The 25,790-nt window shown below is 63.1% G+C and carries 21 protein-coding genes; 11 read left to right on the top strand and 10 right to left on the bottom strand.

Annotated elements, in window-relative coordinates; translation table 11 throughout:
- Window position 1 precedes the first annotated feature (1 nt).
- On the top strand, window positions 2-646 hold the full coding sequence (gene dhaL / locus C4J92_RS12085; RefSeq protein ID WP_124403993.1) for a dihydroxyacetone kinase subunit DhaL: 645 nt from the start codon (window positions 2-4) through the stop codon (window positions 644-646).
- A 133-nt stretch (window positions 647-779) separates the two neighbouring features.
- On the opposite strand, the gene sohB is transcribed toward dhaL, so the two are convergent.
- A complete protein-coding gene (gene sohB, locus C4J92_RS12080; RefSeq protein ID WP_124403992.1) occupies window positions 780-1,805 on the bottom strand; it encodes a protease SohB in 1,026 nt (341 codons plus the stop codon).
- A 192-nt stretch (window positions 1,806-1,997) separates the two neighbouring features.
- On the opposite strand from sohB, the gene C4J92_RS12075 reads away from it, so the two are divergent.
- Together C4J92_RS12075 and C4J92_RS12070 are read left to right on the top strand one after the other, a co-directional pair.
- Window positions 1,998-2,708: a histidine phosphatase family protein gene (locus C4J92_RS12075; RefSeq protein ID WP_124403991.1), complete on the top strand. Its 711-nt coding sequence runs from the start codon at window positions 1,998-2,000 to the stop codon at window positions 2,706-2,708.
- Between the two features lie 56 nt (window positions 2,709-2,764).
- Window positions 2,765-3,079 carry an SCP2 sterol-binding domain-containing protein gene (locus C4J92_RS12070; protein ID WP_124362592.1) on the top strand — a complete coding sequence of 105 codons (315 nt, stop codon included), beginning with the start codon at window positions 2,765-2,767 and terminating at the stop codon, window positions 3,077-3,079.
- A 122-nt stretch (window positions 3,080-3,201) separates the two neighbouring features.
- Here C4J92_RS12070 and C4J92_RS12065 read toward each other — a convergent pair whose 3' ends face one another.
- Entirely contained in the window at window positions 3,202-5,862 is a 2,661-nt protein-coding gene (locus tag C4J92_RS12065; protein ID WP_124403990.1) for a glucosidase, read from the bottom strand.
- A 186-nt stretch (window positions 5,863-6,048) separates the two neighbouring features.
- Here C4J92_RS12065 and C4J92_RS12060 point away from each other — a divergent pair, with 186 nt between their 5' ends.
- Window positions 6,049-7,425 (top strand): VOC family protein, encoded by a 1,377-nt coding sequence (locus tag C4J92_RS12060; RefSeq protein ID WP_124403989.1) that lies wholly within the window; start codon window positions 6,049-6,051, stop codon window positions 7,423-7,425.
- Window positions 7,426-7,500: 75 nt separating this feature from the next.
- Here C4J92_RS12060 and C4J92_RS12055 read toward each other — a convergent pair whose 3' ends face one another.
- The gene (locus C4J92_RS12055; RefSeq protein WP_124403988.1) at window positions 7,501-7,725 is read right to left on the bottom strand and encodes a DUF465 domain-containing protein; all 225 of its coding nucleotides are present in this window, start codon (window positions 7,723-7,725) and stop codon (window positions 7,501-7,503) included.
- Window positions 7,726-7,899: 174 nt separating this feature from the next.
- On the opposite strand from C4J92_RS12055, the gene tkt reads away from it, so the two are divergent.
- Window positions 7,900-9,957, top strand: a complete 2,058-nt coding sequence (tkt, locus tag C4J92_RS12050) for a transketolase (protein ID WP_124403987.1) — start codon at window positions 7,900-7,902, stop codon at window positions 9,955-9,957.
- Window positions 9,958-10,011: 54 nt separating this feature from the next.
- On the opposite strand, the gene C4J92_RS12045 is transcribed toward tkt, so the two are convergent.
- Together C4J92_RS12045 and C4J92_RS12040 are read right to left on the bottom strand one after the other, a co-directional pair.
- Window positions 10,012-10,806, bottom strand: coding sequence for a class II aldolase/adducin family protein (locus C4J92_RS12045; RefSeq protein ID WP_124403986.1), 795 nt, complete (start codon window positions 10,804-10,806; stop codon window positions 10,012-10,014).
- 228 nt (window positions 10,807-11,034) lie between these two features.
- Window positions 11,035-11,940, bottom strand: coding sequence for a LysR family transcriptional regulator (locus C4J92_RS12040; protein ID WP_124403985.1), 906 nt, complete (start codon window positions 11,938-11,940; stop codon window positions 11,035-11,037).
- A gap of 213 nt (window positions 11,941-12,153) precedes the next feature.
- Between C4J92_RS12040 and C4J92_RS12035 the strand changes: the two genes are divergently transcribed.
- From C4J92_RS12035 to C4J92_RS12010, 6 genes are all read left to right on the top strand, one after another.
- Window positions 12,154-12,765 (top strand): cysteine dioxygenase, encoded by a 612-nt coding sequence (locus C4J92_RS12035; protein WP_124403984.1) that lies wholly within the window; start codon window positions 12,154-12,156, stop codon window positions 12,763-12,765.
- Complete coding sequence (locus tag C4J92_RS12030) at window positions 12,762-14,345, top strand: rhodanese homology domain-containing protein (protein WP_124403983.1); 1,584 nt, start codon at window positions 12,762-12,764, stop codon at window positions 14,343-14,345. The genes C4J92_RS12035 and C4J92_RS12030 overlap by 4 nt, the downstream gene beginning before the upstream one ends.
- Before the next feature lie 83 nt (window positions 14,346-14,428).
- Window positions 14,429-15,403: an ABC transporter substrate-binding protein gene (locus tag C4J92_RS12025; RefSeq protein WP_124403982.1), complete on the top strand. Its 975-nt coding sequence runs from the start codon at window positions 14,429-14,431 to the stop codon at window positions 15,401-15,403.
- Window positions 15,404-15,413: 10 nt separating this feature from the next.
- Window positions 15,414-16,754, top strand: a complete 1,341-nt coding sequence (locus C4J92_RS12020) for an LLM class flavin-dependent oxidoreductase (protein ID WP_124403981.1) — start codon at window positions 15,414-15,416, stop codon at window positions 16,752-16,754.
- Between the two features lie 122 nt (window positions 16,755-16,876).
- Window positions 16,877-18,046 (top strand): acyl-CoA dehydrogenase family protein, encoded by a 1,170-nt coding sequence (locus C4J92_RS12015; RefSeq protein WP_124403980.1) that lies wholly within the window; start codon window positions 16,877-16,879, stop codon window positions 18,044-18,046.
- Window positions 18,043-18,987 carry a D-isomer specific 2-hydroxyacid dehydrogenase family protein gene (locus tag C4J92_RS12010; protein WP_124403979.1) on the top strand — a complete coding sequence of 315 codons (945 nt, stop codon included), beginning with the start codon at window positions 18,043-18,045 and terminating at the stop codon, window positions 18,985-18,987. Before C4J92_RS12015 ends, C4J92_RS12010 begins: the two co-directional genes overlap by 4 nt.
- Before the next feature lie 119 nt (window positions 18,988-19,106).
- On the opposite strand, the gene C4J92_RS12005 is transcribed toward C4J92_RS12010, so the two are convergent.
- The 5 genes from C4J92_RS12005 to C4J92_RS11985 form a co-directional block, all read right to left on the bottom strand.
- Window positions 19,107-19,850, bottom strand: a complete 744-nt coding sequence (locus C4J92_RS12005) for an energy transducer TonB (protein WP_124403978.1) — start codon at window positions 19,848-19,850, stop codon at window positions 19,107-19,109.
- Window positions 19,847-20,293: a protein TolR gene (gene tolR / locus C4J92_RS12000; RefSeq protein ID WP_124403977.1), complete on the bottom strand. Its 447-nt coding sequence runs from the start codon at window positions 20,291-20,293 to the stop codon at window positions 19,847-19,849. Before tolR ends, C4J92_RS12005 begins: the two co-directional genes overlap by 4 nt.
- Window positions 20,294-20,308: 15 nt before the next feature.
- On the bottom strand, window positions 20,309-21,001 hold the full coding sequence (gene tolQ, locus C4J92_RS11995; protein WP_124403976.1) for a protein TolQ: 693 nt from the start codon (window positions 20,999-21,001) through the stop codon (window positions 20,309-20,311).
- A 47-nt stretch (window positions 21,002-21,048) separates the two neighbouring features.
- A complete protein-coding gene (locus tag C4J92_RS11990) occupies window positions 21,049-22,908 on the bottom strand; it encodes a phytase (RefSeq protein ID WP_124403975.1) in 1,860 nt (619 codons plus the stop codon).
- A gap of 144 nt (window positions 22,909-23,052) precedes the next feature.
- Window positions 23,053-25,557: a TonB-dependent receptor gene (locus C4J92_RS11985; RefSeq protein WP_124403974.1), complete on the bottom strand. Its 2,505-nt coding sequence runs from the start codon at window positions 25,555-25,557 to the stop codon at window positions 23,053-23,055.
- Window positions 25,558-25,790 lie beyond the last annotated feature (233 nt).

Here is a 25,790-nt window from a genome sequence, read left to right as displayed (position 1 = left end):
CATGAGTGAGCATTTTTCCAGCCACGACGGCAGCGCCATCGTCGCCGACCTGGTCAGCGTGATCGTGGCCAACCGTGACTACCTCAGCGAAATCGACGGTGCGATTGGCGACGGTGACCACGGCATCAACATGGCCAAGGGCTTCGCCCATTGTGGGCGCGCGCTTGAAGGTCGCCAACTGACCCTGGCGGCAGCCCTGGACGAACTGACCCTGAGCCTGATGGAGGGCATCGGCGGCTCGATGGGCCCGTTGTATGGCAGCCTGTTTATCGGCATGGCCGACGAAGTGCGCGGCAGTGAACACATCGACGCCCCCACCTTCGCCCGTTTGCTGCGCGGCGGCCTGACGTCGTTGCAGGACATTACCGAGGCGGGTGTGGGTGACAAGTGTTTGATGGACACCCTGATTCCGGCGGTGCAAGCCTTTGAACGAGCGCATGCCGATGGGGCTTCGTTCTACGCCGCGCTGGAGACGATGAAAAGCGCTGCTTCCCAGGGGCGTGATTCGACCAGGGACCTGGTGGCGAAGATCGGCCGGGCCAGCCGCCTAGGTGAACGCTCGCTCGGGGCGCTGGATGCTGGGGCGGTGTCGTGCTGCCTGATCCTCACGCGGCTGGCAGATTCCATCCAGCCTCGCTTGGCCTGACCGGTGATCGTTCACACGCTCCGCCTGGGAATACAGCCCTGGACGCTCCGCGTCCCGCCTGCGCGAGGGTGACGCAGAGCGTCACGGGATGCGCGCCCACGCAGAGCGTGGGAGCGATCGAGTTGGTAGTGGATTACCAGAACCGCTGCTGAGTCAGCCGGCTCCACCAAGTCAGCAGCACCCGGTCCACCGAACCGCTGGCCGCCAGCCCTACCCGCTCCTGCAGGCTTTTACGCTCGGCATAGTGCAGGTGGAACACCTCGGCGGTCTTGGCCTTGGTGGCCAGGTATTCGTCGCTGGTCTGCAGCTCGTCGACCAGTTGCTTGTCGAGGGCGGCGACACCCAGCCACACTTCTCCGGTGGCTACCTCGTCAATCGCCAACTGCGGGCGATAACGCGAGACGAAGTTCTTGAACAATTGATGCGTGATGTCCAGGTCTTCCTGGAATTTCTCGCGCCCCTTCTCGGTGTTCTCGCCAAACACCGTCAGCGTGCGTTTGTATTCGCCGGCGGTGAGCACTTCGAAGTCGATATCATGCTTTTTCAGCAGGCGGTTGACGTTGGGCAACTGGGCGACCACGCCGATGGAACCGAGGATCGCGAACGGGGCGCTGATGATCTTCTCGCCGATGCACGCCATCATATAGCCGCCGCTGGCCGCGACCTTGTCGATGCACACGGTCAATGGCACGCCTGCCTGGCGAATACGCGCCAATTGGGAAGAGGCCAGGCCGTAGCTGTGCACCATGCCGCCGCCGCTTTCCAGGCGCAGCACCACTTCGTCCTTGGGCGTGGCCAGGCTCAGCAGTGCGGTGATTTCATGGCGCAGGCTTTCGGTGGCGGAGGCCTTGATGTCACCGTCGAAATCCAGCACGAATACCCGCGGCTTAGGCTCGGGCTTCTTCTTGCCCTGCTTTTTTTCGGCTTTGCTTTCGGATTTGCGCAGGGCCTTGAGCTGGTCCTTGTCGAGCAGGCTCGATTCCAGGCGCTCGCGCAAGCCCTTGTAGAAATCGTTCAGCTTGCTGACCTGCAACTGGCCAGCGGATTTGCGACGCCCTTTGCTGCGCAGCGCCGCGAAGCTGATCAGCACCACCAGAATAGCGACCACCAGGGTTACGGTCTTCGCCAGAAAGCTCGCATATTCGGCCAAAAAATCCATATGTCTCCTTAAGAATGCACTGCGCCAGGCGCGGATGGCCCAGCATACCGGCGCCAATGCCCGCGGACCAGTGCCCAAACCGCCACCAGCGCACCTCTAACAGGCTTTTAAAACAAGCGTATGTTTTTTCATTGACAGCTCGCGGGCATCCTCATAACCTCGCCAGACTTTCAACGTACCGGGAAAACGGACGTGGGCAGCATCTATCTGATTCGACATGGCCAGGCCTCCTTCGGTGCAGACGACTATGACGTCTTGTCGCCCGTCGGCGTGGAACAAGCCCAGGTACTCGGTCGCCACCTGGCCGACCTGGGGCTGAGGTTCGATCGCTGCCTGTCGGGTGACCTGCGCCGCCAGCAGCACACCGCCACCGCCACGTTCGATCAATACAGCGCCCTCGGCCTGCCGGTTCCGCCGCTGGAAATCGACAGCGCGTTCAACGAATTCGACGGCGAGGCGATTATTCGCGGCCTGCTCCCCGACCTGCTCGGCGCCGAACCCGACGCCGTGCACATCCTGCGCAATGGTGCGCAGAACCGCAGCGAATTCCAGCGCATCTTCGCCCTGATCATCGAACGCTGGCTGGCCGGCACCTACGACCCGCCGGGGCTGGAAAGCTGGCTGGGGTTTGTCGAGCGTGTCCAGGGCGGCTTGCAGCGCATCCTTGAAGCGGCCGACAACTCGCAGAGAATCGCGGTATTTACCTCCGGCGGCACCATCACCGCCCTGCTCCACCTGATTACCCGGATGCCGGCCGCCCAGGCATTCGAACTGAACTGGCAAATTGTCAACACCTCGCTCAACCAACTGAAATTCCGTGGTCGCGAGGTGGCGCTGGCTTCCTTCAACAGTCATACCCACTTGCAGCTGTTGAAGGCGCCGCAGTTCATCACTTTCCGATGAAGTGCGGCCAACCGTGACCCCAAGGTCACTGGACTCTACCCTAAAGGATCGAAACCATGACTGACGTAGCTAAAGCCGTAGAAGCAATGAAAGCCAAATTCAACCCAGCCGCTGCCGAAGGCCTGGACCTGGTATTCGGTTTCCGTATCGACGACACCAAGAACTTTTCGCTGGTGGTCAAAGACAAGACCTGCGAACTGCAGGAAGGTGAAAACCCGGACGCCCAAGTGACCCTGGTCATGGACAGCGAAACCCTGGAAGGCATCGTCGACGGCTCCACCGACGGCATGCAGGCCTTCATGGGCGGCAAACTGCGCACCGAAGGCGACATGATGCTGGCCATGAAGCTGAGCGAGCTGTTTCCTTCCTGATTCCAGGGCAATCTGAGTCTGATAAAGATCCAGTGTGGGAGGGGGCTTGCTCCCGATAGCGGTGTATCAGTGACAGGTGAGCTGGCTGAGACACCGCTATCGGGAGCAAGCCCCCTCCCACGTTAAGTTTTAGGTTGCAGCAACAACGCCACCAGCGCACTCCACCCCGTCTGGTGCGACGCCCCCAACCCCCTGCCGGTCTCCCCATGAAAATACTCATGGAACAACACCAGGTCACGGCTGAGCGGGTCCGCCTCCAACTGCGCATACGCCGCCATCGACGGGCGCAGGCCATTTTCGTCCCTTAGAAACAACCCGGTCAGGCGCTGACTGAGGCTGTCGGCCACTTCCTCCAGGGATGACAGATAACCGCTGCCCTTGGGGTACTCCACCGAAAAGTTATCCGCGTAATAGCGATGAAATTCGCGCAGCGACTCAATCAGCATGTAGTTGACCGGCATCCACAACGGCCCGCGCCAATTGGAGTTGCCACCGTACAAACGTGAATCGGATTCGCCGGGCTGGTAACTGGCGCACAGAGTGTCGCCATTCATCTTCAGGGCCAGGGGCTGCTCGGCGAAGGCTTTGGACAAGGAGCGCACGCCAAACGCCGACAAGAACTCATCGTCATCCAGCATGCGCCGCAGCAAATCCTTGGTGCGCTCGCCGCGCAGCAATGCCAGTAGCAGCCGATTGCCCTGCCCCGGTTCGTTCCAACGCGATACCAGCCTGGCCAGGTCCGGCCGATGGTGCATGAAGCCCAACAGCCGCTCGCGCAAGCCCGTCAGGCCTTCATGCTCGCGCTGCTCCAGCACCAGCACCGCGAACAACGGCATCAGCCCGACAATAGAACGCAGACGCACCGGTTCGCTCTCGCCATCGGGGCGATGCAGCACGTCGTAGAAAAACCGATCCTGCTCGTCCCACAGCCCGTCGGCGCTATCGTCGACACGGTTGATGGCGCCGGCGATATACAGGAAGTGCTCGAAGAACTTCACCGCGATATCCACGTACACGCCATTGCGCTTGGCGAGCTCCAGGGCGATGCGCATCAGGTCCAGCGCATAGGCGGCCACCCACGCCGTACCATCCGCCTGGTCCAGCTGATAGCCCGGCGGCAGCGCGGCAGAGCGGTCGAACAGGGCGATATTGTCCAGCCCGAGAAAGCCGCCCTGGAACAGGTTGCGGCCCTCGGCGTCCTTGCGGTTGACCCACCAGGAAAAATTCAGCAGCAGTTTGTGGAAAATTCGCTCCAGAAAGTCCAGGTCGCCCACACCGGTCAGCGCCTTGTCCTGCTGATACACGCGCCAGCTGGCCCAGGCATGCACGGGCGGGTTGGCATCGTCGAAGCGCCACTCATAGGCCGGCAACTGGCCATTGGGGTGCATGAAACGGTCCTTCACCAGCAATAACAGCTGTTGCTTGGCGTAGCCCGGATCGATCAGCGCCATCGCCACCGCCTGAAATCCCTGGTCCCACGAGGCGTACCACGGGTATTCCCAGGTGTCGGGCATGGAGAGAATGTCGAAATTGGACAGGTGCCGCCAATGGGTATTGCGCAGATGCAGGCGCTCGGGCGGTGGCGCGGGCTGGGCCGGGTCGCCGTCGAGCCACTGGTTCACGTCGAAATAGTACAACTGCTTGGACCACAACAACCCGGCCAGGGCCTGACGCTGCACATTGCGTGCATCGTCGTCGGCGATGCCCTGTTGCAGCGCCGCGTAGAAATCGTCGGCCTCCCGGCGGCGGCGCTCGAACAGCTTGCGCGCGTTGACCTCGGGCGCGTCCACAGGGGCAAAGCGCAGGTACAGGACTTTGCGCTCCTGACCCGCCAGTTCCAGGACGAACCGCGCCGCCACCTTGGTGCCCGTATCCCGGCGAATCGCGCCTTGCACACCGCCGACCACGTAATCGTTGATACCGTCCTTGAACGGCCCCGGCGCCGCCGGCCCACCCAGCTTGGAGACATTGGTCTGGTTTTCACAAAACAACCATTCCATGCCGTCCTGGCCCCAGGCGCTGAGATGGCGGTCGCCCAGCTCATGATGACGCGCTCGCACGCGGTCACTGTCCAGGGTCAAGCCGGGCTTGGGGGCGCCGAAGGTCCAGCTCCAGTCATTGCGCGCCCACAGCTGGGGCAATACCTGCAGACGCGTGGGTTGCTCGGCACGGTTGTGCACGGTGATGCGCATGAAAATATCGTCGGGTTGATGCTTGGCGTACTCAACGCTGACGTCGCAGTAACGGTTGTCGTCAAACACGCCGGTATCGAGGATTTCATACTCAGCGTCAGCCAGCCCACGGCGGGCGTTTTCGGCGATCAGATCGGCGTAGGGAAACGCTCCATGGGGGTATTTGTAGAGCATGCGCATGTAGGCATGGCTCGGCACGCCATCGACGAAAAAGTACAGTTCCTTGACGTCTTCACCGTGGTTGCCCTCGGCGTTGTCGAGGCCGAACAGACGCTCCTTGAGGATCGCGTCGCGTTCGTTCCACAGCGCCAGGCCCAGGCACCAGCGTTGCGCCTTGTCGCTGAAACCCGCCAAGCCATCCTCGCCCCACCGGTAGGCGCGGCTGCGGGCATGTTCATGGGGAAAATAGGCCCAGGCGTCGCCGTCGGCGCTGTAGTCCTCGCGTACGGTGCCCCATTGGCGTTCACTCAGGTACGGCCCCCACTCGCGCCAGCTTTCTGCATGCTCCGTCGCCAGGCGTTGACCTTCGAGGGTGTCGAGCAGTCGGTGTGTAGGTGTGAGTGTGGGTGCGGCCGTCATTGAGTCCTCCATCGCCGGTCTGATGAGCAGCAGTGTAGAACCCAATGCCGCCCGGATGCACATGAAGACTGCACAGGGGCGTCACCTCATTCATTTGCAGAATGAAGTCCAGAGGAAACTTCGTTTGCACGCGCCTCTTGGGCCCAACAAAATCCAGGGAAAGCCACACACCTCGCCTCAGCCTTCAGGAATTTTTCTATGCCAGGTACCGCACATGTCAGCCCCGACGAGATCCGTAAGGGCTTTTCCCGGGCGATGTCCGATATGTACAGGGATGAAGTGCCGTTGTACGGCGCGCTGATGACCCTGGTGGCTCAAACCAACGCACAGGTGCTGGAGAGCAACCCGGGCCTGGCCGAGCACCTGCAACGTACCGGCGAGGTCGAGCGTCTGGACATGGAGCGCCACGGTGCGATCCGCCTGGGCACCGCTGCGGAGCTGGCGACCATCAGCCGTCTGTTCGCGGTCATGGGCATGCAACCGGTGGGCTATTACGACCTGACCCCGGCTGGCGTGCCGGTCCATTCCACGGCCTTTCGCGCTGTCCACGAACAGTCGCTGCAAACCAGCCCGTTTCGCGTGTTCACCTCGCTGCTGCGCCTGGAGCTGATCGAAAGCCCGGCGCTGCGCAGCTTTGCCGAAACCGCCCTGGCCAAGCGCTCGATCTTCACCCCAGGCGCCCTGGCGCTGATCGAACAGGCGGAAAAACACGGCGGCCTTGGAGCCTCTGACGCCGAGGAGTTCATTCGCCAGGCGCTGGAGACGTTCCGCTGGCACCCCACTGCCACCGTCACGGCCGCGCAGTATCGGCAGCTCAGCGACCAGCATCGCCTGATCGCCGACGTGGTGGCCTTCAGAGGCCCGCACATCAATCACCTCACCCCGCGCACCCTGGACATCGACCAGGTGCAGGCAGCCATGCCCGGCCACGGCATCACCCCCAAAGCCGTGATCGAAGGCCCACCTCGGCGCAAGTGCCCGATCCTGCTGCGCCAGACCAGCTTCAAGGCCCTCGACGAGCCCATTGGCTTTACCGATGCCCAGGGCAGCCACAGCGCACGCTTCGGCGAAATCGAACAACGCGGCGTCGCGCTCACCCCCAAGGGGCGCGCCCTGTACGACCAACTGCTGAATGCCGCCCGCGATGAACTGGGCGCTTTCCCCAACGAGTCCAACGCCAAGCGTTATGAACAATTGATGGAGCAACACTTCCAGGCATTCCCGGATGATCACGCGCAAATGCGTGAACAAGGCTTGGCGTACTTCCGCTATTTCCCCACTGAAAAAGGCCTGGCAGCCCGCGGCAAGTCCGACCAACCGCGCACACTGGAGGGACTGATCAGCGCGGGGCATGTGAAGGTTGAACCGCTGGTGTACGAGGATTTCCTGCCGGTCAGCGCGGCGGGGATTTTTCAGTCGAACCTGGGCGATGCGGCGCAGAGTCACTACGCGGCCAATTCGAACAAGGCCGAGTTCGAGCAGGCGCTGGGCCGCAGCACGATTGACGAGTTGCAGCTGTATGGCGAGACGCAGCAGCGTTCCGTGGACCAGTGCATGAGCACGCTGCTGGTATAAAAAAATATGCACATTCGAATGGGGCACGGGTTGTGGTGAGGGAGCTTGCTCCCTCGCCACGGGTTGGAGTTTTGCTTAACTCAACTTTGCGACAATCTCATCTTTGATCAACAGCCGTTTCTTCTTCAGTTTTTCCACATCCTCATCGCTGGCACTTGCGGATTCCGCCTTCAGCACCTCCCCATCGGCAGCGTCGTATTGCGTGAGCAACGAGTCCAGACGCTTGTCACTCGCCCTGCGTTCGTGAACAGCTTCCTTGCTCATCCCCAAGTCCTGATACAGGTCGTGTTTCACTGGCATGGCGTACCTCCACAAGTTGATCAATGGCCTACCCCTTGAAGCTAGCCCATTCCCAGGGGTCTTGTCATGTTCCAGGTCAAACCCTCCCCGTTCGTCGTAACCTCGGCGATGGGATCAAACCTTTGCCGTGGCCTGCCCTCCACTGTAGATCGCCACCCGAGGGAGACCGGTTTTATGAATCACACTGCCACTGCTGCCGACACGCAATGCATCAACACCATCCGCACCCTGGCCATGGATGCCGTGCAGAAGGCCAACTCGGGCCACCCCGGCACGCCCATGGGCCTGGCGCCGGTGGGCTACACGTTGTGGAGTCGCTTCCTGCGCTACCACCCGGAACATCCCGACTGGCCCAACCGTGACCGCTTTGTGTTGTCGGTGGGGCATGCGTCGATGCTGCTCTACTCGCTGCTGCACCTGGCCGGTGTGGTGGAAATCGATGCCCACGGCAAGCGCTCGGGGCAACCGGCGGTCAGCCTGGACGATATCAAGCAGTTCCGGCAAATGGGCTCCAAAACCCCGGGCCACCCCGAGTACCGCATGACCACCGGGGTGGAAACCACCACCGGCCCGTTGGGACAGGGCTGCGCCAACAGCGTGGGCATGGCGATGGCCGAGCGGTGGCTGGCCCAGCGGTTCAACCGCGACGGCCAGATGCTGTTCGACTACGACGTCTACACCCTGTGCGGTGACGGCGACATGATGGAAGGCATCAGCAGCGAAGCGGCGTCGATGGCCGGGCATCTGCGGCTGGATAACCTGTGCTGGATCTACGACAACAACACCATCAGCATCGAGGGCCACACCGAACTGGCCTTCACTGAAGATGTGATCAAGCGTTTCCAGGCGTATGGCTGGCACACCGTGCACGTCACCGATGCCAATGACCTGCAGGCCCTGAGCGTGGCGCTGGAAACCTTCAAGGCCAATACCGGCGCGCCGACCCTGATCGTGGTCGACAGCGTGATCGGCTACGGTTCGCCGCACAAACACAACACCGCTGCCGCCCATGGCGAGCCGTTGGGCGAGGATGAAATCCGCCTGACTAAAGCCGCGTATGGCTGGCCAGAGGATTCCAGTTTCCTGGTGCCCGATGAGGCACGCACCACGTTGCGCGACGCACTGCATGAGCGTGCCGAACCGCTGTATGCCGAGTGGAACCAGACCTTGTCATCCCTCGACCCGCAACGCGCCGATGAACTGCAGCGCATGCGCGCCGGAGAAATGCCCGAGCACTGGCAGGCCGACCTGCCGCGCTTTGCGACCGATGCCAAGGGTGTCGCCAGCCGGGCATCGGGAGGCGAGGTGCTGAACGCCTTCGCCCAACAGATCCCCTGGCTGCTCGGCGGCTCGGCGGATCTGTCGCCCTCGACCAAGACCAACCTCACCTTCGACGGCGCCGGCCGTTTCAGCGCCGATGACTACAGCGGGCGCAACCTGCACTTCGGCATTCGCGAGCACGCCATGGGCGCAATTGCCAACGGCATGGCGCTGTCCTACCTGCGGCCGTACACCTCGACGTTCCTGGTGTTCAGCGACTACATGAAACCGCCGATCCGCCTGGCGGCGATCATGGAGTTGCCGGTGGTCTTCGTGTTTACCCATGACTCGATCGGCGTCGGTGAAGACGGCCCTACCCACCAACCCATCGAACACCTGACCCAACTGCGCGCCACCCCAGGCCTGCTGACCCTGCGCCCAGGGGACGCGAATGAAACCCTGGAATTGTGGAAGGTCGCGCTGGCGCAGACCGATCGGCCAAGCTGCGTGGTGTTGTCGCGCCAACCGCTGCCAACCCTGGATCGCAGCCGCTATGCCGCCGGCTCCGGTGCGGCCAAAGGCGCCTACGTGCTGGCCGGCGCAGACAAGCCTGAAGTGATCCTGATCGCCACGGGCAGTGAAGTCAGCCTGGCGGTCGCCGCCTACGAACAACTCACGGACGAAGGCATTGCCGCGCAGGTAGTGTCGATGCCCAGCTGGGAGCTGTTCGAAGACCAGGACCAGGCCTACCGCGACAGCGTGTTACCGCCGGCGGTGAAGGCGCGCGTGGTGGTGGAACAGGCCGGCCCGTTGGGCTGGGACCGCTACGTCGGGCAGACCGGCGCCAAAGTGGTGATGAACAGCTTTGGCGCGTCGGCGCCGCTGGCGAAGTTGCAGGAAAAGTACGGGTTCACTAAGGAAAATGTGGTGAAGCTGGCCAAGCAGCAGCTCCAGCACAACCGGGCTGAGTAACCCCGCTCAATGCGCAGGGGGCTTGCCCCCTGCTGCATCCAGACCAGCGATGATTCAATTCTTGTAGTCGGTATCGCTACGCTCCAACTTCCGGATCAACGCATTCCAATGGCGCGTTACCCCAGGCCCTTCGCCGCTGCTGAAGACTTTGGCCTGCTGCTCGACCCTGGCCACCACTTCAGCCGGTGGAAATACCAGTTCCGCATTTCCGGCTGCCTGCGCCGCAATCTGGATGTTGCAAGCGCGCTCAAGCCCCTGCAACTGCTGGAATGCATGCTCCACGCTGATGCCTGCGGTCAACAGCCCATGGTTGCGCAGGATCATCACGCTCTTGTCGCCCAGGTCCGCCACCAGCCGCTCGCGTTCGTCCAGGTCCAGGGCCACGCCTTCGTAGCCGTGATAGGCCACGCGTCCGGAAAACGCGATGGAATGCTGGGAGATCGGTAACAACCCGTCCTTCTGCGCGGATACCGCAATACCGTCGCGGGTATGGGTGTGCAGCACCGCCTGCAGGTCGTGGCGCGCGCCATGGATGGCACTGTGGATTACGTAGCCGGCGTAGTTGATGCCAAGGCCAGTGGGGTCATCGACCAAGGTGCCGTCGAGGTCGACCTTGACCAGGTTAGAGGCGCTGATTTCATCGAACAGCAGGCCGAACGCATTGATCAGGAAATGTTCCTCAGGGCCTGGCACACGGGCGGAGAAATGCGTGTAGATATGGTCGGTCCAGTTGTACAAGGCCGCCAGTCGATAGGCGGCGGCCAGTTTGACGCGCACCTCCCATTCCTCTGGCGTGACGCGTTGGCGGACGGTACTGGAAACGCTCGATAACGAGGTGACGCTGCTCATGGCAAAACTTCCTGGATGGCCTTAAAGACTTCCAGGCCAGCCTAGGCGATGCGCAAAAATAATAAAAAGCACATTTTAATCTAAGCTAATTATTATTAATTTTTATAAAATTCTCGGCAACTACACATAACAAATGTGGGAGGGGGCTTGCCCCCGATAGCGGTAGATCAGTCAAATCATCGTTAACTGAAACTCCGCCATCGGGAGCAAGCCCCCTCCCACAGAGGTTCAGGCAGCCTTGCGGATCTTGTGCAGGGAGTTCGCCACCCATTGGCCAAACGCATCCACCGGCCCTTGCAGGTTGCCAAGAAAGTGCGGATAGATCAGCCATAAATCCATCACCGGCTTGAAGTCCTTCAACGGCATCACCGCCAGTTGCTCGCGATGGGCACTGCGCGCAAGCAACGGGCGCGGCACCAGGCCCAGGCCCAGCCCATCCGCCACCAGCCCCAATTGCAACTCGGTGCCGAAGGTTTCCAGGTTGACCCGCAAGGCCAGGCCCTGGTCCGACAAGGTACGTTGCAGACCGGCACGGAAGCCGCAGCCGTCCGGGTTGAGGATCCAACCGTACTGGTACACGTCGGCCAGCTTGCACGGCTTTTTCGGCAGTTGCGCCGTGGCGCACACCACCACCAAGTCCATTTTGCCGATGGACTCCCCGACGATGTTGTCCGGAAAAATCTTGCCCGCCGGGAATAACACCACCGCCGCATCCAACTCGCCGCGCTCGATCTTGCCGACCAACTGGCTGCCCCAGCCGGTCGCCACCTGGGCGCGCAGGTCGGCGTACTCGCTGCGCAGGTGCTTGAGCGCATCGAGCAGCACCACGTCGCCGATGGTCTGCGGCACCCCCAGGCGCAGCACGCCGCTGGGCGGTGCGTCGGTGGCAACCAGCTCGCGCAGCGCGTCCATCTCGCGCAGGATCGAGCGGCACTGCTCATACACCCGGGTGCCGATCAGCGTAGGCTTGAGCGGTTTGGTGTTGCGATCGAACAGCTCAACCCCCAGCGCCTGCTCGAAGTTCTGCACACGGCGGGTGATGGCCGGCTGGGTCAACTGCAACGACTCGGCGGCATGGCTGATGGACTGGCAACGAATCACTTCGACAAAGGCATCGATATCGTCAATTTTCATTTGGGCCGCACATAGAGAACAGTCATTAAGATGTGCGCCAAGCATAGTTGGCGTCACTCGGTCTGGATAGCCCGTGCTGTGATCAATAACGTCTAACGCTATACAGGACGACTCCAAATTACTTACAGCTATAAGCTAATCATTAAAAAATAGCATATTAACCACAAACATTATGCTTAGATAAGCCCATCAACTACCGCGAATGGAATGTTCATGAGCCAGGCCCGACACCCCGAGAGATTACGCGCCTTCATCGGCGCCTTGGCCGAGCTGATCGACGGCAACCCGCGCGAGGGTGACCTGCTGCACCGTGGCGGCAAGCTGCTGGCGCAACTGGTCAGCCATGATGACTGGCTCCCCGACGAATTCGCCCAACCCGACCCCGAGCGTTATCAGCAATTTCTGCTGCATGCCGATTCGCGCCAGCGTTTCAGCATCGTCAGCTTTGTGTGGGGGCCGGGTCAACGCACGCCGATTCATGATCATCGGGTGTGGGGGCTGATCGGCATGTTGCGCGGCGCGGAATTTTCCCAGGGTTTTGCCCGGTCGCCCGATGGCGCGCTGGTTGCCGAAGGCACGCCGGTGCAACTGCTGCCGGGCCAGGTCGAAGCGGTGTCGCCCAAGATCGGTGATATCCATCAAGTCAGCAATGCCCACGACGACCAGGTGTCCATCAGCATTCATGTGTACGGCGCCAACATCGGCGCGGTGCGTCGGGCGGTGTATCAACCCGACGGCAGCGAGAAGCTGTTTATCTCCGGTTATTCCAACGCCTACCTCCCGAATATCTGGGACCTGTCCAAAGAAAAGAGCCCTGCCCTATGAGCACCGTATCGACCCGCAGCTACGCCCGGATTCGCCAGGCCCTGTTGGACCATGAGGAAGTCGCCCTGGTAGACGTGCGCGAGGAAGCGCCGTTCGCCGAAGGCCACCCGCTGTTTGCCGCAAACATTGCCCTGTCCAAGCTGGAACTGGAGGTGTATGCGCGCATTCCACGCCGCGATACCCAGGTTACGGTGTATGACAACGGTGAAGGTCTGGCCGAGCGTGCCGCCGAACGCCTGGTTGCTCTGGGTTACACCCAGGTCAGCCTGCTGGAAGGTGGGCTTGAGGGTTGGCGCCAGGCCGGTGGCGAGCTGTTTATCGACGTCAACGTACCGAGCAAGGCCTTTGGCGAACTGGTGGAAAGCCAGCGCCACACGCCGTCCCTGGCGGCCGAGGAAGTCCAGGCGCTGCTCGACAGCCAGGCCGATGTGGTGGTGCTCGACGCCCGGCGTTTCGATGAATACCAGACCATGAGCATCCCCACCGGCATCAGCGTGCCGGGCGCCGAACTGGTGCTGCGCGCCCGTGAACTGGCCCCGGACCCGGCTACGCGCATTATCGTCAACTGCGCCGGACGTACCCGCAGCATTATCGGCACCCAGTCATTGATCAATGCCGGCGTGGCCAACCCGGTGTCGGCGCTGCGCAACGGCACCATCGGCTGGACCCTGGCCGGGCAGACACTCGCCCATGGTCAAGCAAGGCGCTTTGCGCCCACCAGCGAGGAACATCGCCAGATCGCCGCCCAAGCTGCCCGCGGCGTGGCTGACAAGGCCCGCGTCGGCCGTGCCATCCTCGATGATCTGCAACGCTGGCAGCAGGACGCGACACGCACCACCTACCTGTTCGATGTCCGCACCCCGGAAGAATTCGAGGCCGGCCACCTGCCCGGCGCCCGCTCCACACCGGGCGGGCAACTGGTGCAGGAAACCGACCATGTCGCCAGCGTGCGTGGCGCGCGCCTGGTGCTGGTGGACGATGACGGCGTGCGTGCCAATATGTCGGCCTCCTGGCTCGCCCAACTGGGTTGGGAAGTCTATGTGCTCGACGAGGTGCACGCCGCGCATTTGCGCGAACACGGCGCCTGGGTCGCGCCGGTGCCCGCGCCCCCCCAGGCCGAACTGATCAGCGCGCACACCCTCGCCGACTGGCTCGAACATGGCGACACGGTGGTGCTGGACTTCACCGCCAGCGCCAATTACGTGAAGCGCCATATCCCCGGTGCCTGGTGGACGTTGCGTGCGCAACTGCCCCAGGCGCTGGCAAAGGTGCCCAGCGCGCAGCGCTACGTATTGACCTGCGGCAGCAGCCAATTGGCGCGCCTGGCGGTGCCTGAAGTCGAAGCCCTGACCGGCAAACAAGTGTTCCTGCTGGAGGGCGGCACCGCCACCTGGATCTCTGCGCAACTGCCGCTGGAAGAAGGCGAAACTCACCTGGCCTCACCACGTATCGACCGCTATCGCCGCCCCTATGAAGGCACCGATAATCCACGGGAAGCCATGCAGGCCTACCTGGATTGGGAATTCGGCCTGGTCGAGCAACTGGCCCGCGACGGCACCCACGGTTTCTACGTGATCTGATCCACCGCTGCACCGTTCCCGGATATCCGACCCCTTCTCCAGGCGGAGGTACCTTCCTTTACCCAACGCCTGGAGTCTGTCCCATGCTGTTCAATACCCCCCTCTCACGCCTGCTGCTGGGCAGCGCCCTGGCGCTCGGCCTGCTTGCCAATGCCCACGCCGCCGACCTGCAACCCCTGCGCGTGGCCAACCAGAAGTCAACGATCAAGGCGCTGCTGGAAGCCTCCGGCGAAACTAAAAACGTGCCGTACGAGATCAAGTGGTCGGAATTCCCCTCGGCCTCACCCCTGGGCGAAGCGCTGAATGCCGGTGCGGTGGATGTCGGCGCCCTGGGCGATGCGCCCTATGTGTTCGCCCTCGGTGCCGGTGCGTCGCTCAAAGTGATCAGCATCATCCACGCCGAAGGGCGTAACACCACCGCGTTGCTGGTGCCCCAGGATTCGCCGATCAAGACCGCAGCCGACCTCAAGGGCAAGAAAATCGTCACCGGGCGCGGCTCCATCGGCCATTACCTGGCGATCAAGGCCCTGGCCAGCGCCGGCCTGACCTCAAAGGATGTGCAGTTCATTTTCCTGCTGCCCGCCGAATCCCGCTTGGTGCTGGATAACGGCACCGCCGATGCCTGGGCGACCTGGGACCCCTACACCACCGTGGTCACCTCACAAAGCAACGCCCGTGTGCTGGTCAGCGGCAGGAACCTGCTGAGCAACCACCTGTACTTCGCCGCCACCGCCCAGGCCATTGCCGACAAGCGCGTGCAACTGGATGACTTTGTCGCCCGCGTCGACCGGGCCTACGCCTGGGCCAACAACCACCCCGACGAATACGCCGCCGCCCAGGCCAAAATCACCGGCCTGCCGTTGGCGGTGCATATCGAAGTGGCCAAGGACACTCATCTGTCGCCAGTGCAGATTGACGACGCGGTGATCAGCGGCCTGCAAGCCACCGCCGACACCTACCAGAAGGAAGGCCTGTTGAGCCGGCGCATCGACGTGTCGCAAGGCTTCGACAAAAGCTTCAACACCCAGCGTGCCCCCAATTCCCAAGCATCGCGCTAAGGAGCAGAACATGAGCAAGCCACGTCAATTGAAACTCGGGGCCATGGTCCACGGTGTCGGCCACGGCTGGGGCGAATGGCGCCACCCGCAGGCGCAACCCAACGCCAGCACGAATTTCGGCTTTTACAGACAGCAGACCGAACTGGCCGAAGCCGCCCGGTTCGACTTCGTGTTCATCGCCGACAGCCTGCATATCCACGCCAAGTCCAGCCCGCACTACCTCAACCGGTTTGAACCGCTGACCATCCTGTCGGCCCTGGCCGCGTTGACCACGCACATCGGCCTGGTTGCCACCGTGACCGTCAGCTACACCGAGCCCTACCAGGTGGCGCGCCAGTTTGCCTCGCTGGACCATATCAGCGGTGGCCGCGCCGGTTGGAACGTGGTCACTTCGTGGCTGAGCGGCACCGCCGATAACTTCGGCAAAGCCGAACACCCGCCTCACGCCGTGCGCTACCGCATCGCCAAGGAACACCTGAATGTGGTCAAGGGCCTGTGGGACTCTTGGGAAGACGACGCCTTTGCCTATAACAAGCACAGCGGCGAATTCTTCACCCCGCACAAGTTGCATGCGCTTAACCACCAGGGCGAATTTTTCTCGGTCAAGGGCCCGCTGAATATCGCGCGTTCGCGCCAGGGCCAGCCGGTGATTTTCCAGGCCGGTACCTCGGAAGACGGGCGCAACTTCGCCGCGCAGAATGCCGATGCGATCTTTGTGCATGTGGAGACTGTCGACGAGGGCAAAGCCTATACCGCCGACTTGAAACGCCGGGCCAAGGGCTTCGGGCGTGACCCCGACAGCCTGTCGATTCTGCCCGGTATCCGGCCGATTGTCGGGCGCGATGCCGCCGAAGTGGAAAGCCGTTATCAGCAGGCGGTGGAATTGGTCACCGTCGAAGATGCCATCGTCGCCCTCGGCCGTCCGTTCAACGACCATGACTTCAGCCAATACCCGCTTGACGCTCCGTTCCCGGAACTCGGCGACCTGGGCGCCAACAGCCAGAAAGGCGGCTCCGAACGCATCAAGCAATTGGCCAGGGACGAAGGCCTGACCCTGCGCGAAGTGGCGCTGCGGTTCTCGCGGCCCAAGCGCGACTTCGTCGGCACGCCGGAGCAGGTCGCCGATGCGATCCAGCGCTGGTTCGAAGAGGGAGCCAGCGATGGCTTCATCATCAACTCGGTGCTGCCCGATGGCTTGCAGTACTTCACTGAGCTGGTAGTGCCGGTGCTGCAGCAGCGTGGGCTGTTTCGTACCGAGTACAGCGGCCAGACGTTGCGCGACAACCTCGGCCTGGACGTACCGGCCAACCGCTACAGCTCGGTTGAAACCCCTGAGACAGCCCTGGCCTGATCACAATCCCCTGTGGGAGGGGGCTTGCCCCCGATAGCGGTGGTTCAGCCAATAAATCTGCCGCCTGACACGCCGCCATCGGGGGCAAGCCCCCTCCCACATTTTTGACCGAGTACATCCTCATGACTCAATTGTCCCTACGTGCTGTGGAAGCGGTCGATTTCGACACGACGCTCGAACGCCTCAGCGCCGAGCTGGCCAGTACCGCTCACCTGCACGATGAAAGCGGCGCCTTCCCCCACGATAATTTCAAGCGGCTGCATGAGCACGGTCTGATCGCCCTCACCGTGCCCAGCGCCCTCGGCGGCGGCGGGGCCAGCCTGCCCCTGGCGCGCAAGGCCATCAGCGCGATTGCCAAGGGCGAGCCCTCCACCGCGCTGATCCTGGTGATGCAATACCTGCAGCACAGCCGCTTGCAGGACAGCAAGACCTGGCCCCGGCACTTGCGTGTGCGCGTCGGCGAAGACGCGGTGCGCCATGGTGCGCTGATCAATGCCCTGCGCGTCGAGCCCGACCTGGGCACACCGGCCCGTGGCGGCTTGCCGGCGACGACCGCGGTACGCAGCGCCGAGGGCTGGCGTATCAGCGGGCGCAAAATCTACTCCACCGGCAGCCATGGCCTGAGCTGGTTCAGCGTGTGGGCGCGCAGCGACGATGCCGACCCGCTGGTGGGCGCCTGGCTGGTGCCCAAGGACAGCCCCGGCGTGAGCATCATCGACACCTGGGATCACCTGGGCATGCGCGCCACCTGCAGCCATGAAGTGGTGCTCGACAACGTGCTGGTGCCGCTGGACCACGCCGTCAGCGTCAGCCCGCGCAGCGCGCCGCAGCCGGAGCTGGATGGCGAGGGCTTGCTGTGGATGTCGGTGTTGCTGTCCTCGGTGTACGACGCCGTGGCCCAGGCCGCGCGGGACTGGCTGGTGAACTGGCTCGAAGAACGCCAACCGTCGAACCTCGGCGCGGCGCTGTCCACCTTGCCGCGTTTCCAGGAAACCGTCGGCCATATCGACACCCTGCTGTTTGCCAACCGCAGCCTGCTCGATGCCGCCGCCGACGGCCACACGCCGGCCGCCAACGCGGCGCAATTGAAGTACCTGGTGACCGGCAACGCTATCCGTGCGGTCGAGCTGGCCATCGAAGCCTCGGGCAACCCCGGCCTGTCACGGCATAGCCCACTGCAACGGCACTACCGCGATGTGCTGTGCAGTCGCGTCCACACCCCGCAGAACGACGCTGTGCTGCAAGGCGTCGGTAAAGCAGTGTTCGCCCAACGCCAGAAGGAACGCACATGAGTCAGCTGATTATTGCCAGCCAGTTGGACGAGGACTACAACGAGGTGATCCGCGCACGTCTGGCCACGCGGCACCCCCACGCCCAGGTGATCGGCGTGCCCGCCGGCGTGCCGAGCGACCTGCCGCCCCAGGCGAATATCCTGCTGCTGCGCCCTATCAATGTGCGCGGCTACACCGCACCGGATACGCCACCACCGGGCTGGCCCTACGGCGCGCAATGGGTGCACCTGGTGTCATCGGGCATCGACTTCTACCCGCATTGGCTGTTCAACGGCCCTCCCGTCACCACCTCACGGGGCAGCGCCGCCGACAACCTCGCCGAGTTCGCCCTGGCGGCGATCTTCGCCGCGTCCAAGCACTTGCCGGACATTTGGGTGAAAGACGCGCAATGGCAATTCACCGCCCTGCGCCCACTCAAGGGCACCACCCTGGGCATCCTCGGCTTCGGCGCGATTGGTCAAAGCCTGGCACAGAAAGCCCTGGCCCTGGGCATCCATGTCGTCGCGTTGCGGCAGAGCCTGGCACCGTTTGGCGTGGGTGTAGAAACCGCCAAGGACATCCACGACCTGTTCGCCCGTGCCGACCACCTGGTGGTGGCAGCACCGCTGACCGAGGCCACGCGGCACATCATCAACCGTGACGTGCTGGGCAGCGCCAAGCCGGGGCTGCACCTGATCAATATCGCGCGCGGTGGGTTGCTGGATCAGGAAGCATTGTTGGAAGCGCTGGATAACGGCCAGATCGGCCTCGCGTCACTGGACGTGACCGAGCCGGAGCCGTTGCCGGATGGGCATCCGTTGTACAGCCATCCGAGGGTGCGGTTGTCGCCGCATACGTCGGCGATTTCGACCAATAGCCGCAATGAGATTGCCGATACGTTTCTGGCCAATCTGGAGCGCCATGTGGCGGGCCTTGAGTTAACCAACGTAGCGAACGCCTGATGCAAAACCAACTGTGGGAGGGGGCTTGCTCCCGATAGCGGTGGGTCAGTAAAAGATGCAGTGGCTGACACTCAGCAATCGGGAGCAAGCCCCCTCCCACATTGGTTCGGTGTCAGCCATTATTTGATGCGGTAGTGGAAGGTGTTGCGCACCGCCGGCACAGCGACTGGCTTGCCGTCGACGACCCTGGGCTGATAGCGAAAGGTATTCGCCGCCGCCAGCGAAGGCCGGATAAACAACGGATGACAGCCGTCCAGCACCTTGGGATTTTCCACGCGGCCCTGGGTATTGACGGTGTATTCCACCGAACAGTCGCCTTCGATGTTCTTGTCCAGTGCGCGCTCCGGGTAGTCCGGCGCTTCCTTGCTCAAGGGCTGATATTGGCGGCTGTCGAACGCCGGAGTGGTTACCGGTACAGCAACTTGGGCTTTCTCGGAAGCCACACGCTCCTGGTTCAGGCGTTGCTGTTCCAGCTCCCGATTGCGTTGCTCGGTGGCCAGGCGCTGCTGTTGCTGCTCGATTCTCTGCGCTTCGACCCGTTTGCGCGCCAGAGCGGCCTTCTCGATTTTCTGCGCCTGGATCTGCGGGTCAACCGTCGGCTTGGGCGGTACCGGGACCGCAACCGGCTCAGGCAATACGGGCGCTACAGGCTCAGGCTCAGGCGCCGGCATCATCACCAGTTGCGTATGCATCACCCGTGGCGCGTCCACCACCGGTTTCTCCGGCGACCAGCCCAGCATCAATGCCGCCACTACCGCCACATGCAACGCCACGGCGAGGCTTGCCGCCAGGCTGATGCGCCACATCCCGTCGCTGTGTGGCGCCCGCGCCTGTGTCGGGCTGTGCATGATCATCGCCGTCATTGCGGGGCCTCGGTCACCAGCCCCAGGTTGCTGACGCCGCCCTTCTGCAACACCGCCATGGCCGCCACCACGCGGCCGTACCCTGCGTTGTCGTCCGCGCGGATATACACCTGGGTGTCGCTGCGCGCCGCCACCACCTGCATGACCTTGGCGCCCATTTCTTCCAGGCTCACGGCGCTGTCGGTCTGGTTGCGGGTGTCGAGCTCGCCGCCCAGGTTCCAGTAGTAACCGCCGTTCGCCTGCACCGACAGCGTGAGGATCTGCTGGCGGGTGTCGGTGGCCAGCGCCTCGGCGGCGACCTTGGGCAACTCGATCTTCACACCCTGGGTCAGCATGGGCGCGGTGACCATGAAGATCACCAGCAGCACCAGCATCACGTCGATGTAAGGCACCACGTTCATTTCAGCCTTGGGCCCGTGCTTGCGTTGCGGCCTGGTCAACATCGGTTCGCTCCTTGTTCAGGCGGCCACGGCCAGGTTGATCGGGGTACCGCGCAGGGCGCGGTGCAGGCGCACTTGCAGTTCGTTACCGAAGGCGTAGTAACGGGTGAGCAGGTTCTGGCTGCGCGCGGCAAAGCGGTTATAGGCGATCACCGCCGGGATCGCCGCGAACAGGCCGATGGCCGTGGCAATCAAGGCTTCGGCGATGCCCGGCGCCACCGTCGACAGCGTGGCCTGTTGCACCTGGGACAAACCGAGGAAGGAATTCATGATGCCCCACACCGTGCCGAACAGGCCGATGTAGGGGCTGACCGAGCCCACTGTCGCGAGAAATTGCAGGCCCTTTTCCAGCTCCAGCTCCTGCTCGGTGATCGCCACCTGCAAGGCGCGCTCCACGCCTTCGAGCACTGCGGGATCGTGGTGGTGCAGGTGCTGGTATTCCTGCAGGCCGGCGATAAAAATCGGCGCCACACCGCCCTCGCCCGCCTGCACGGCGTCGCGATACAGCGGTTGCAGATCCGATGCGGCGCGAAAGCGCACCACGAAGGCGTGCAACTGCCGCTCCAGGCGCCGCAGCACACTGCTGCGCCGGATGATCAGGTACCAACTGATCAAGGATGCCAACAGCAAGGTGACCATGACCGCCTTGACCAACAGGCTGGCGTCGCTGATCAAGCTCCAGATCGTCATATGTTCCATCGTCGCATGCATGGTGAAGCTCCTATTCGATTAAAAACGCGTGACTGGGTGATGACAGCTCAAGGTAATTTCAATGCGCGAGTCACCTCGGCCCAGGGCACGAACTTGAAGTTCTGGGCTTGCTCGGGCATGCGCTTGCGCCCGTCCTGCACCACCAGCATGCCTTGGCTCCACGGCCCACCCAGGTTGACGGCGGTGGCCTCGAGGCCGTCGGTTTCCGAGGCGCCATCGATGCCGGCGGCGGCGTTCAAGCCGACGCGAAACGCCCCTCGCACGGCGAACGGCGGTTCGGCGTCGAGCACCAGGTAGCTGTCATTGCCCTGGCTCGAGACCACCAGGTAATCCCGCGCGGGGCTCTGATACAGCGCCAGGCCCTCGACGTCCGCATGCAACTGCGCGCCCACCTTGATCACGCTGGTCAGGGTGGCAGGCTGGTCGGCGCGGGCATCCACCGCCCACACGCCGACGTCTTCTTCCCCGAGAAACAAGCGCTGGCGTTGATCATCGGCCACGCAACCTTCCGGCTGGCTGTCGACCTTGAACTGGCGCACCAGCTCGCCCTGCACACGCCCGGCCGGCGCACTCAGGCGGTATTGCAGGAAGGTGCCGTCCTTGCCATTGGCGATCGCATAGAGCTCGCCGCTGGCGGGCTGGAACAGGCAGATGCCGTAGATTTCCTTGAGCGGCGTCGGCACTTCGCCGGCTGCCTGCAGCTCGCCGCTCTGCCGGTCGATGCTGAACAGGCTCAGGCTGTTGCGATCGCGATTGCTGGCGACGGCGAGGTCGACGGTCTGTGCGCCAAGCTTGAAGTTGGGGCGCACGTCGACGTTGTTCAGGCGGCCCACGACCAGTTCCTGCAACAGCTTGCCGTTGAGGTCGTAGGCCAGCAGGCCCTGTTTTTTGTTGGTGCCCAGCACACGGCTTTTCGCGGGGGTGTGCGGGTGGATCCAGATGGCCGGATCATCCGCCGCATCGCCCTGGCGGCTCACCGGTTCGGTCTGGCGCACTGCGGCGACGTGGGGCAACACCGGGGCAGCCGGCACCGGCGTGGCCTGCCAGTCGAGGCGGCCCTGATACAGCTGGCCGCTGTCGTCATCGCGCACCAGCAACTGCCGGCCGTGGATCGCCAGTTGCTCCGGCTCCTTGAGGCCCGGCAAGGCCAGACTCGACTGCTCGACCCAACGTTCGCCGGCTTGCTGGAACAGATGCAATTGCGTGGTTTTCGGGTCCAGGGCCACCATTCCACCCGGCACCAGCGCCATGGCGCCGGCTTCGCGCGCAGGGTCATCGAACAGCGCCACGGGCGTGCGTTTCACCGCGGCTTCCGGGTGCGCCGGGTAGGCCCACCAGCCGATATTGGCCTCGTTCACCACCAGGCGCGCGGCCGCATCGTCCACCTGGCAGAACTGCGCCGATGGCGGCAGCGGCAGCCCGCGTACACGCTGCGCCTGGGCCAGCAGCGTCGCGCCGTTGCCCACCAGCCATTGCTCACCTTTGCCCTCCTCGCCCACCAGGAACACAAACAGGTTGGCCGCCGAATCGCGGTACAGGCACAGGCCGTTCACCGGGTAATCGCGGGTCGGCAGGTACAAAGGTTTGCCCCAGGTTTTGCCGGCGCTGTCCAGGCTGATCAGCAAGGCCTGTTGGCGATCGTTGTCGAGGCTGGCGACCAGCGTTTGAGTGCCGACGGTGCGCGTGTCGAGGCTGCTGAAATGACCCTTGAACCGGGCCAGTTCGGCGCCTTTATCGTCAAGCAGCAACAGGCCATCGCGGGTGCTGGCGGCGAGGCGTTCATTGGCGTTGGGCAGGAAGACCACGGCTTCGGCATTCAGGCTGGGTGCCCACGGGGTCATGTCGATGGCGAACGCATTGGCGCTGGTGATCAGGGCGATCAGCAGACACAGCTTGGAAACTCTCATGAACAGGCAAATCCTTCGAATACGATGAAGATCCAATGTGGGAGGGGGCTTGCTCCCGATGGCGGTGGTTCAGTCAATGTATGTGCTGCCAGACACACCGCTATCGGGAGCAAGCCCCCTCCCACATTTCGACCGAGGTGTGGGTTAGAAATGAGTGAAGGTAAGGCCCAGCTTGTAAGTAGGCCCGTACTCCTCGTACTGGCCGTTGTAGCTGCGGTGGCCGGTGTAGACGAAGTACGACTCATCCGTGAGGTTCTGCGCCTCGAAGCTGACTTGCAGGTTTTTGCTCAGCGAATAGCGCGCGCTGAAATCGACGAAGGTCTGCGCATCCACATGCAGGTCGTGGGCTTTGTCGTTGATCGACGCCAGCTCGTACAGGTAGGCCGACTTGTAGTTGGCCGAAACGCGCAGGCTGAGCCTGTCGTCTTCCCAGCCCAGCATCAGGTTGCCGACGGTGTCCGACTGATTGGGCAGGCTGATGTTGCGCTTGCGGTTACCGCCGCTGGCGCTGTCGAAGCCCTCGATATCCGCGCTGGAGCGGCTGAAGGTGCTGTTGGCGCCGATCAGCAGGCCGTTCCACGGTGCGGGCAGCCAGTCGAATTTTTGCGAGTAGGCCAGTTCCAGGCCATACAGCTTGGCGCTGTCGCCGTTGGCGAAGGTGTGCGCCTCGGCAAAGTTGGCCCAGGCGCCGGTGCCGGCGACGTCGGTGTTGTAGACGAAGTTCTGGATGTCCTTGTAGAACACGAACGCCGACACGGTACCGGCGCGGCCCATGAAGTGTTCGATGCCCAGGTCCAGGTTGCTCGACTCCAGAGGCTTGAGGTCCGGGTTGCCGAAGGTGGCCTCGTCATCGTCGATCACGAAACCGGGAGCCAGCTGGCCAAAAGTCGGGCGCACCACGGATTTGGTCCAGGCAGCGCGCACCTGGGTGTTCTTGTCGATCTGGTAGCGCGCATGCAGGCCCGGCAGCCAGTGGTGATAACGGCGTTTGGTCTCGGTGGCGCTGAACTGGGCGTCCGTGGCGCCGGTGCCCTTGGCCTCGAACTCGGTGCCCTCGTAGCGCATCCCGGCGATGAAGCGCCAGTCGTCGATATCGACGGTGTTCATCAGGTAGCCGGCGTTGATGTCTTCGTGGATGGTGAAGTCGTTGACCCGGGATTCGGTGGGGTCGTAGAAGTCATCGCGGTTGAGGCCGCCGATCAGTTGGCGGATGTTACCCGCGCTGATGCCCGGCCCGAAACGGCCGAGACGGTAGTCGACATTGCCCTTCTGGAATTGGCTGAGGTTGAGCTGTTCGTCAGTCAAGCCCTGTTCATCCAGGTCCTTGTAGACCCAGGCCTCCAGGTCGTTGTCCTTGTGGCGCCGGCTGACCTTGCCGCCGAACTTGAACTGGGAGGCGTAGCCACTCAGGTCATAGTCGCGGGCCAGGTCCAGGCGCAGGTTTTTCTCGGTGTCCTGGGTGTGCTGTTTTTCCCAGTCGACCTTGTCGAGGGTGAAATTGCCGGGGTCGTAGAAGCCGCTGCCGATGATCGGGCGTGGCTTGGCCGTGTCGTAGAAGCCGCTGTCGGCAAAGTCACCGCCGTCGAACGTGGCCCCGGCAATATGCGCCGGGCTGTCTTCGCTGGAGCGGCTGTAGCCGGCCTGGCCGCTCAAGGTCCAGAGGCCAAGCATGCGTTCGCCGCCGAACACGTAGGACTGGATTTGCTGGGTTTCTTCGCGGTTCTTCAGCTTGCGCTTGCCCTCGGCCTCACCCAGTTCGCCGGGCGCCTGGGGGTCTGCGAATTCGAGGCTGGCGGCGTTGCGGGTTTCGGTGTCCTTGTAGCGACTGTAGAGGGTGCGCAGGTAGTAGCTGCTCAGGTCATCGGGCTTGTAGTCGAAGTTCAGCCCGCCACCGGCGCGTTCGCGGCGGATGTCGTAGTCGCGCTGTTCGAACTCGTTGAGCCTGGCGCCGTTGCTGAAATCCCAGGCGCCGCCGGTCTCGACGTTGTCCGAGCCGAAATCACGCTGCTGCCAACTGAGGGCCGCGGCCACGCCGAAGTTGTCGACACCGTCGCCGAGGCTGAAGCGGTTGCTGGCGGCGCCGGAGAATTTCGGGCTGGTCTGGGCGGTGTTCTTGTCATAGCTGGCCTCGGTGCTGCCGGTATAGAACAGGCCCTTGTGGTCGAACGCCGACAGGCTTTTCACGTCGACGGTGCCACCTAGGGAGTTGGCGTCCATGTCCGGCGTGAGGGTCTTGATCACCGACAGCGACTGCACCAGTTCCGAGGGCAGTACGTCGAGGGCCACGGCGCGGCGCTCGCTCTCGGGCGACGGCACCAGGGTGCCGTTGATGGTCACGCTGTTGAGGTCCGGGCCCAGGCCGCGCACGCTGACGAACCGGCCTTCGCCCTGGTCGCGCTCTACACTGATCCCAGGCAGGCGCTGCACCGCTTCGGCGACGTTCTCGTCCGGCAACTGCGCCACGCCGTCGGCATGCACCACGCTCTTGATGCTGTCGGAGCTGCGCTGCTCCTTAAGTGCGCTGCCGATGGCGGCGGCCTGGCCGACCACCTCGACATGCTCGGTCTCGGCAGCGTTGAGCCGCTCGCAGGTGATCGCCAGGGCCAAGGCGGTAAGCGTAAAGCTGACGAGCCCGGTGCGCTTGTACATGAAACCCTCCCCAAGAATCCGTTGGCGCCAGGCAAGGGGCCCGGCAACTGGGAGGGCAAGCTAGGGGTGGGGGATGACGGTTCTGTGACAGAACTCGGTGTGAAGGCCCGTAAACCGGGGGTTAGCAAAGGTTTTCGGCCTGAAATGAGCTGATATGACCTCAGCAGTTCCCCTGTGGGAGGGGGCTTGCTCCCGATAGCGGTGGGTCAGCGACAAATAGGCTGGCTGATATA

Source organism: Pseudomonas sp. R3-18-08 (genome assembly GCF_003852065.1).
GTDB lineage: Bacteria > Pseudomonadota > Gammaproteobacteria > Pseudomonadales > Pseudomonadaceae > Aquipseudomonas.
This window is presented reverse-complemented; position numbering and strand designations above follow the sequence as displayed.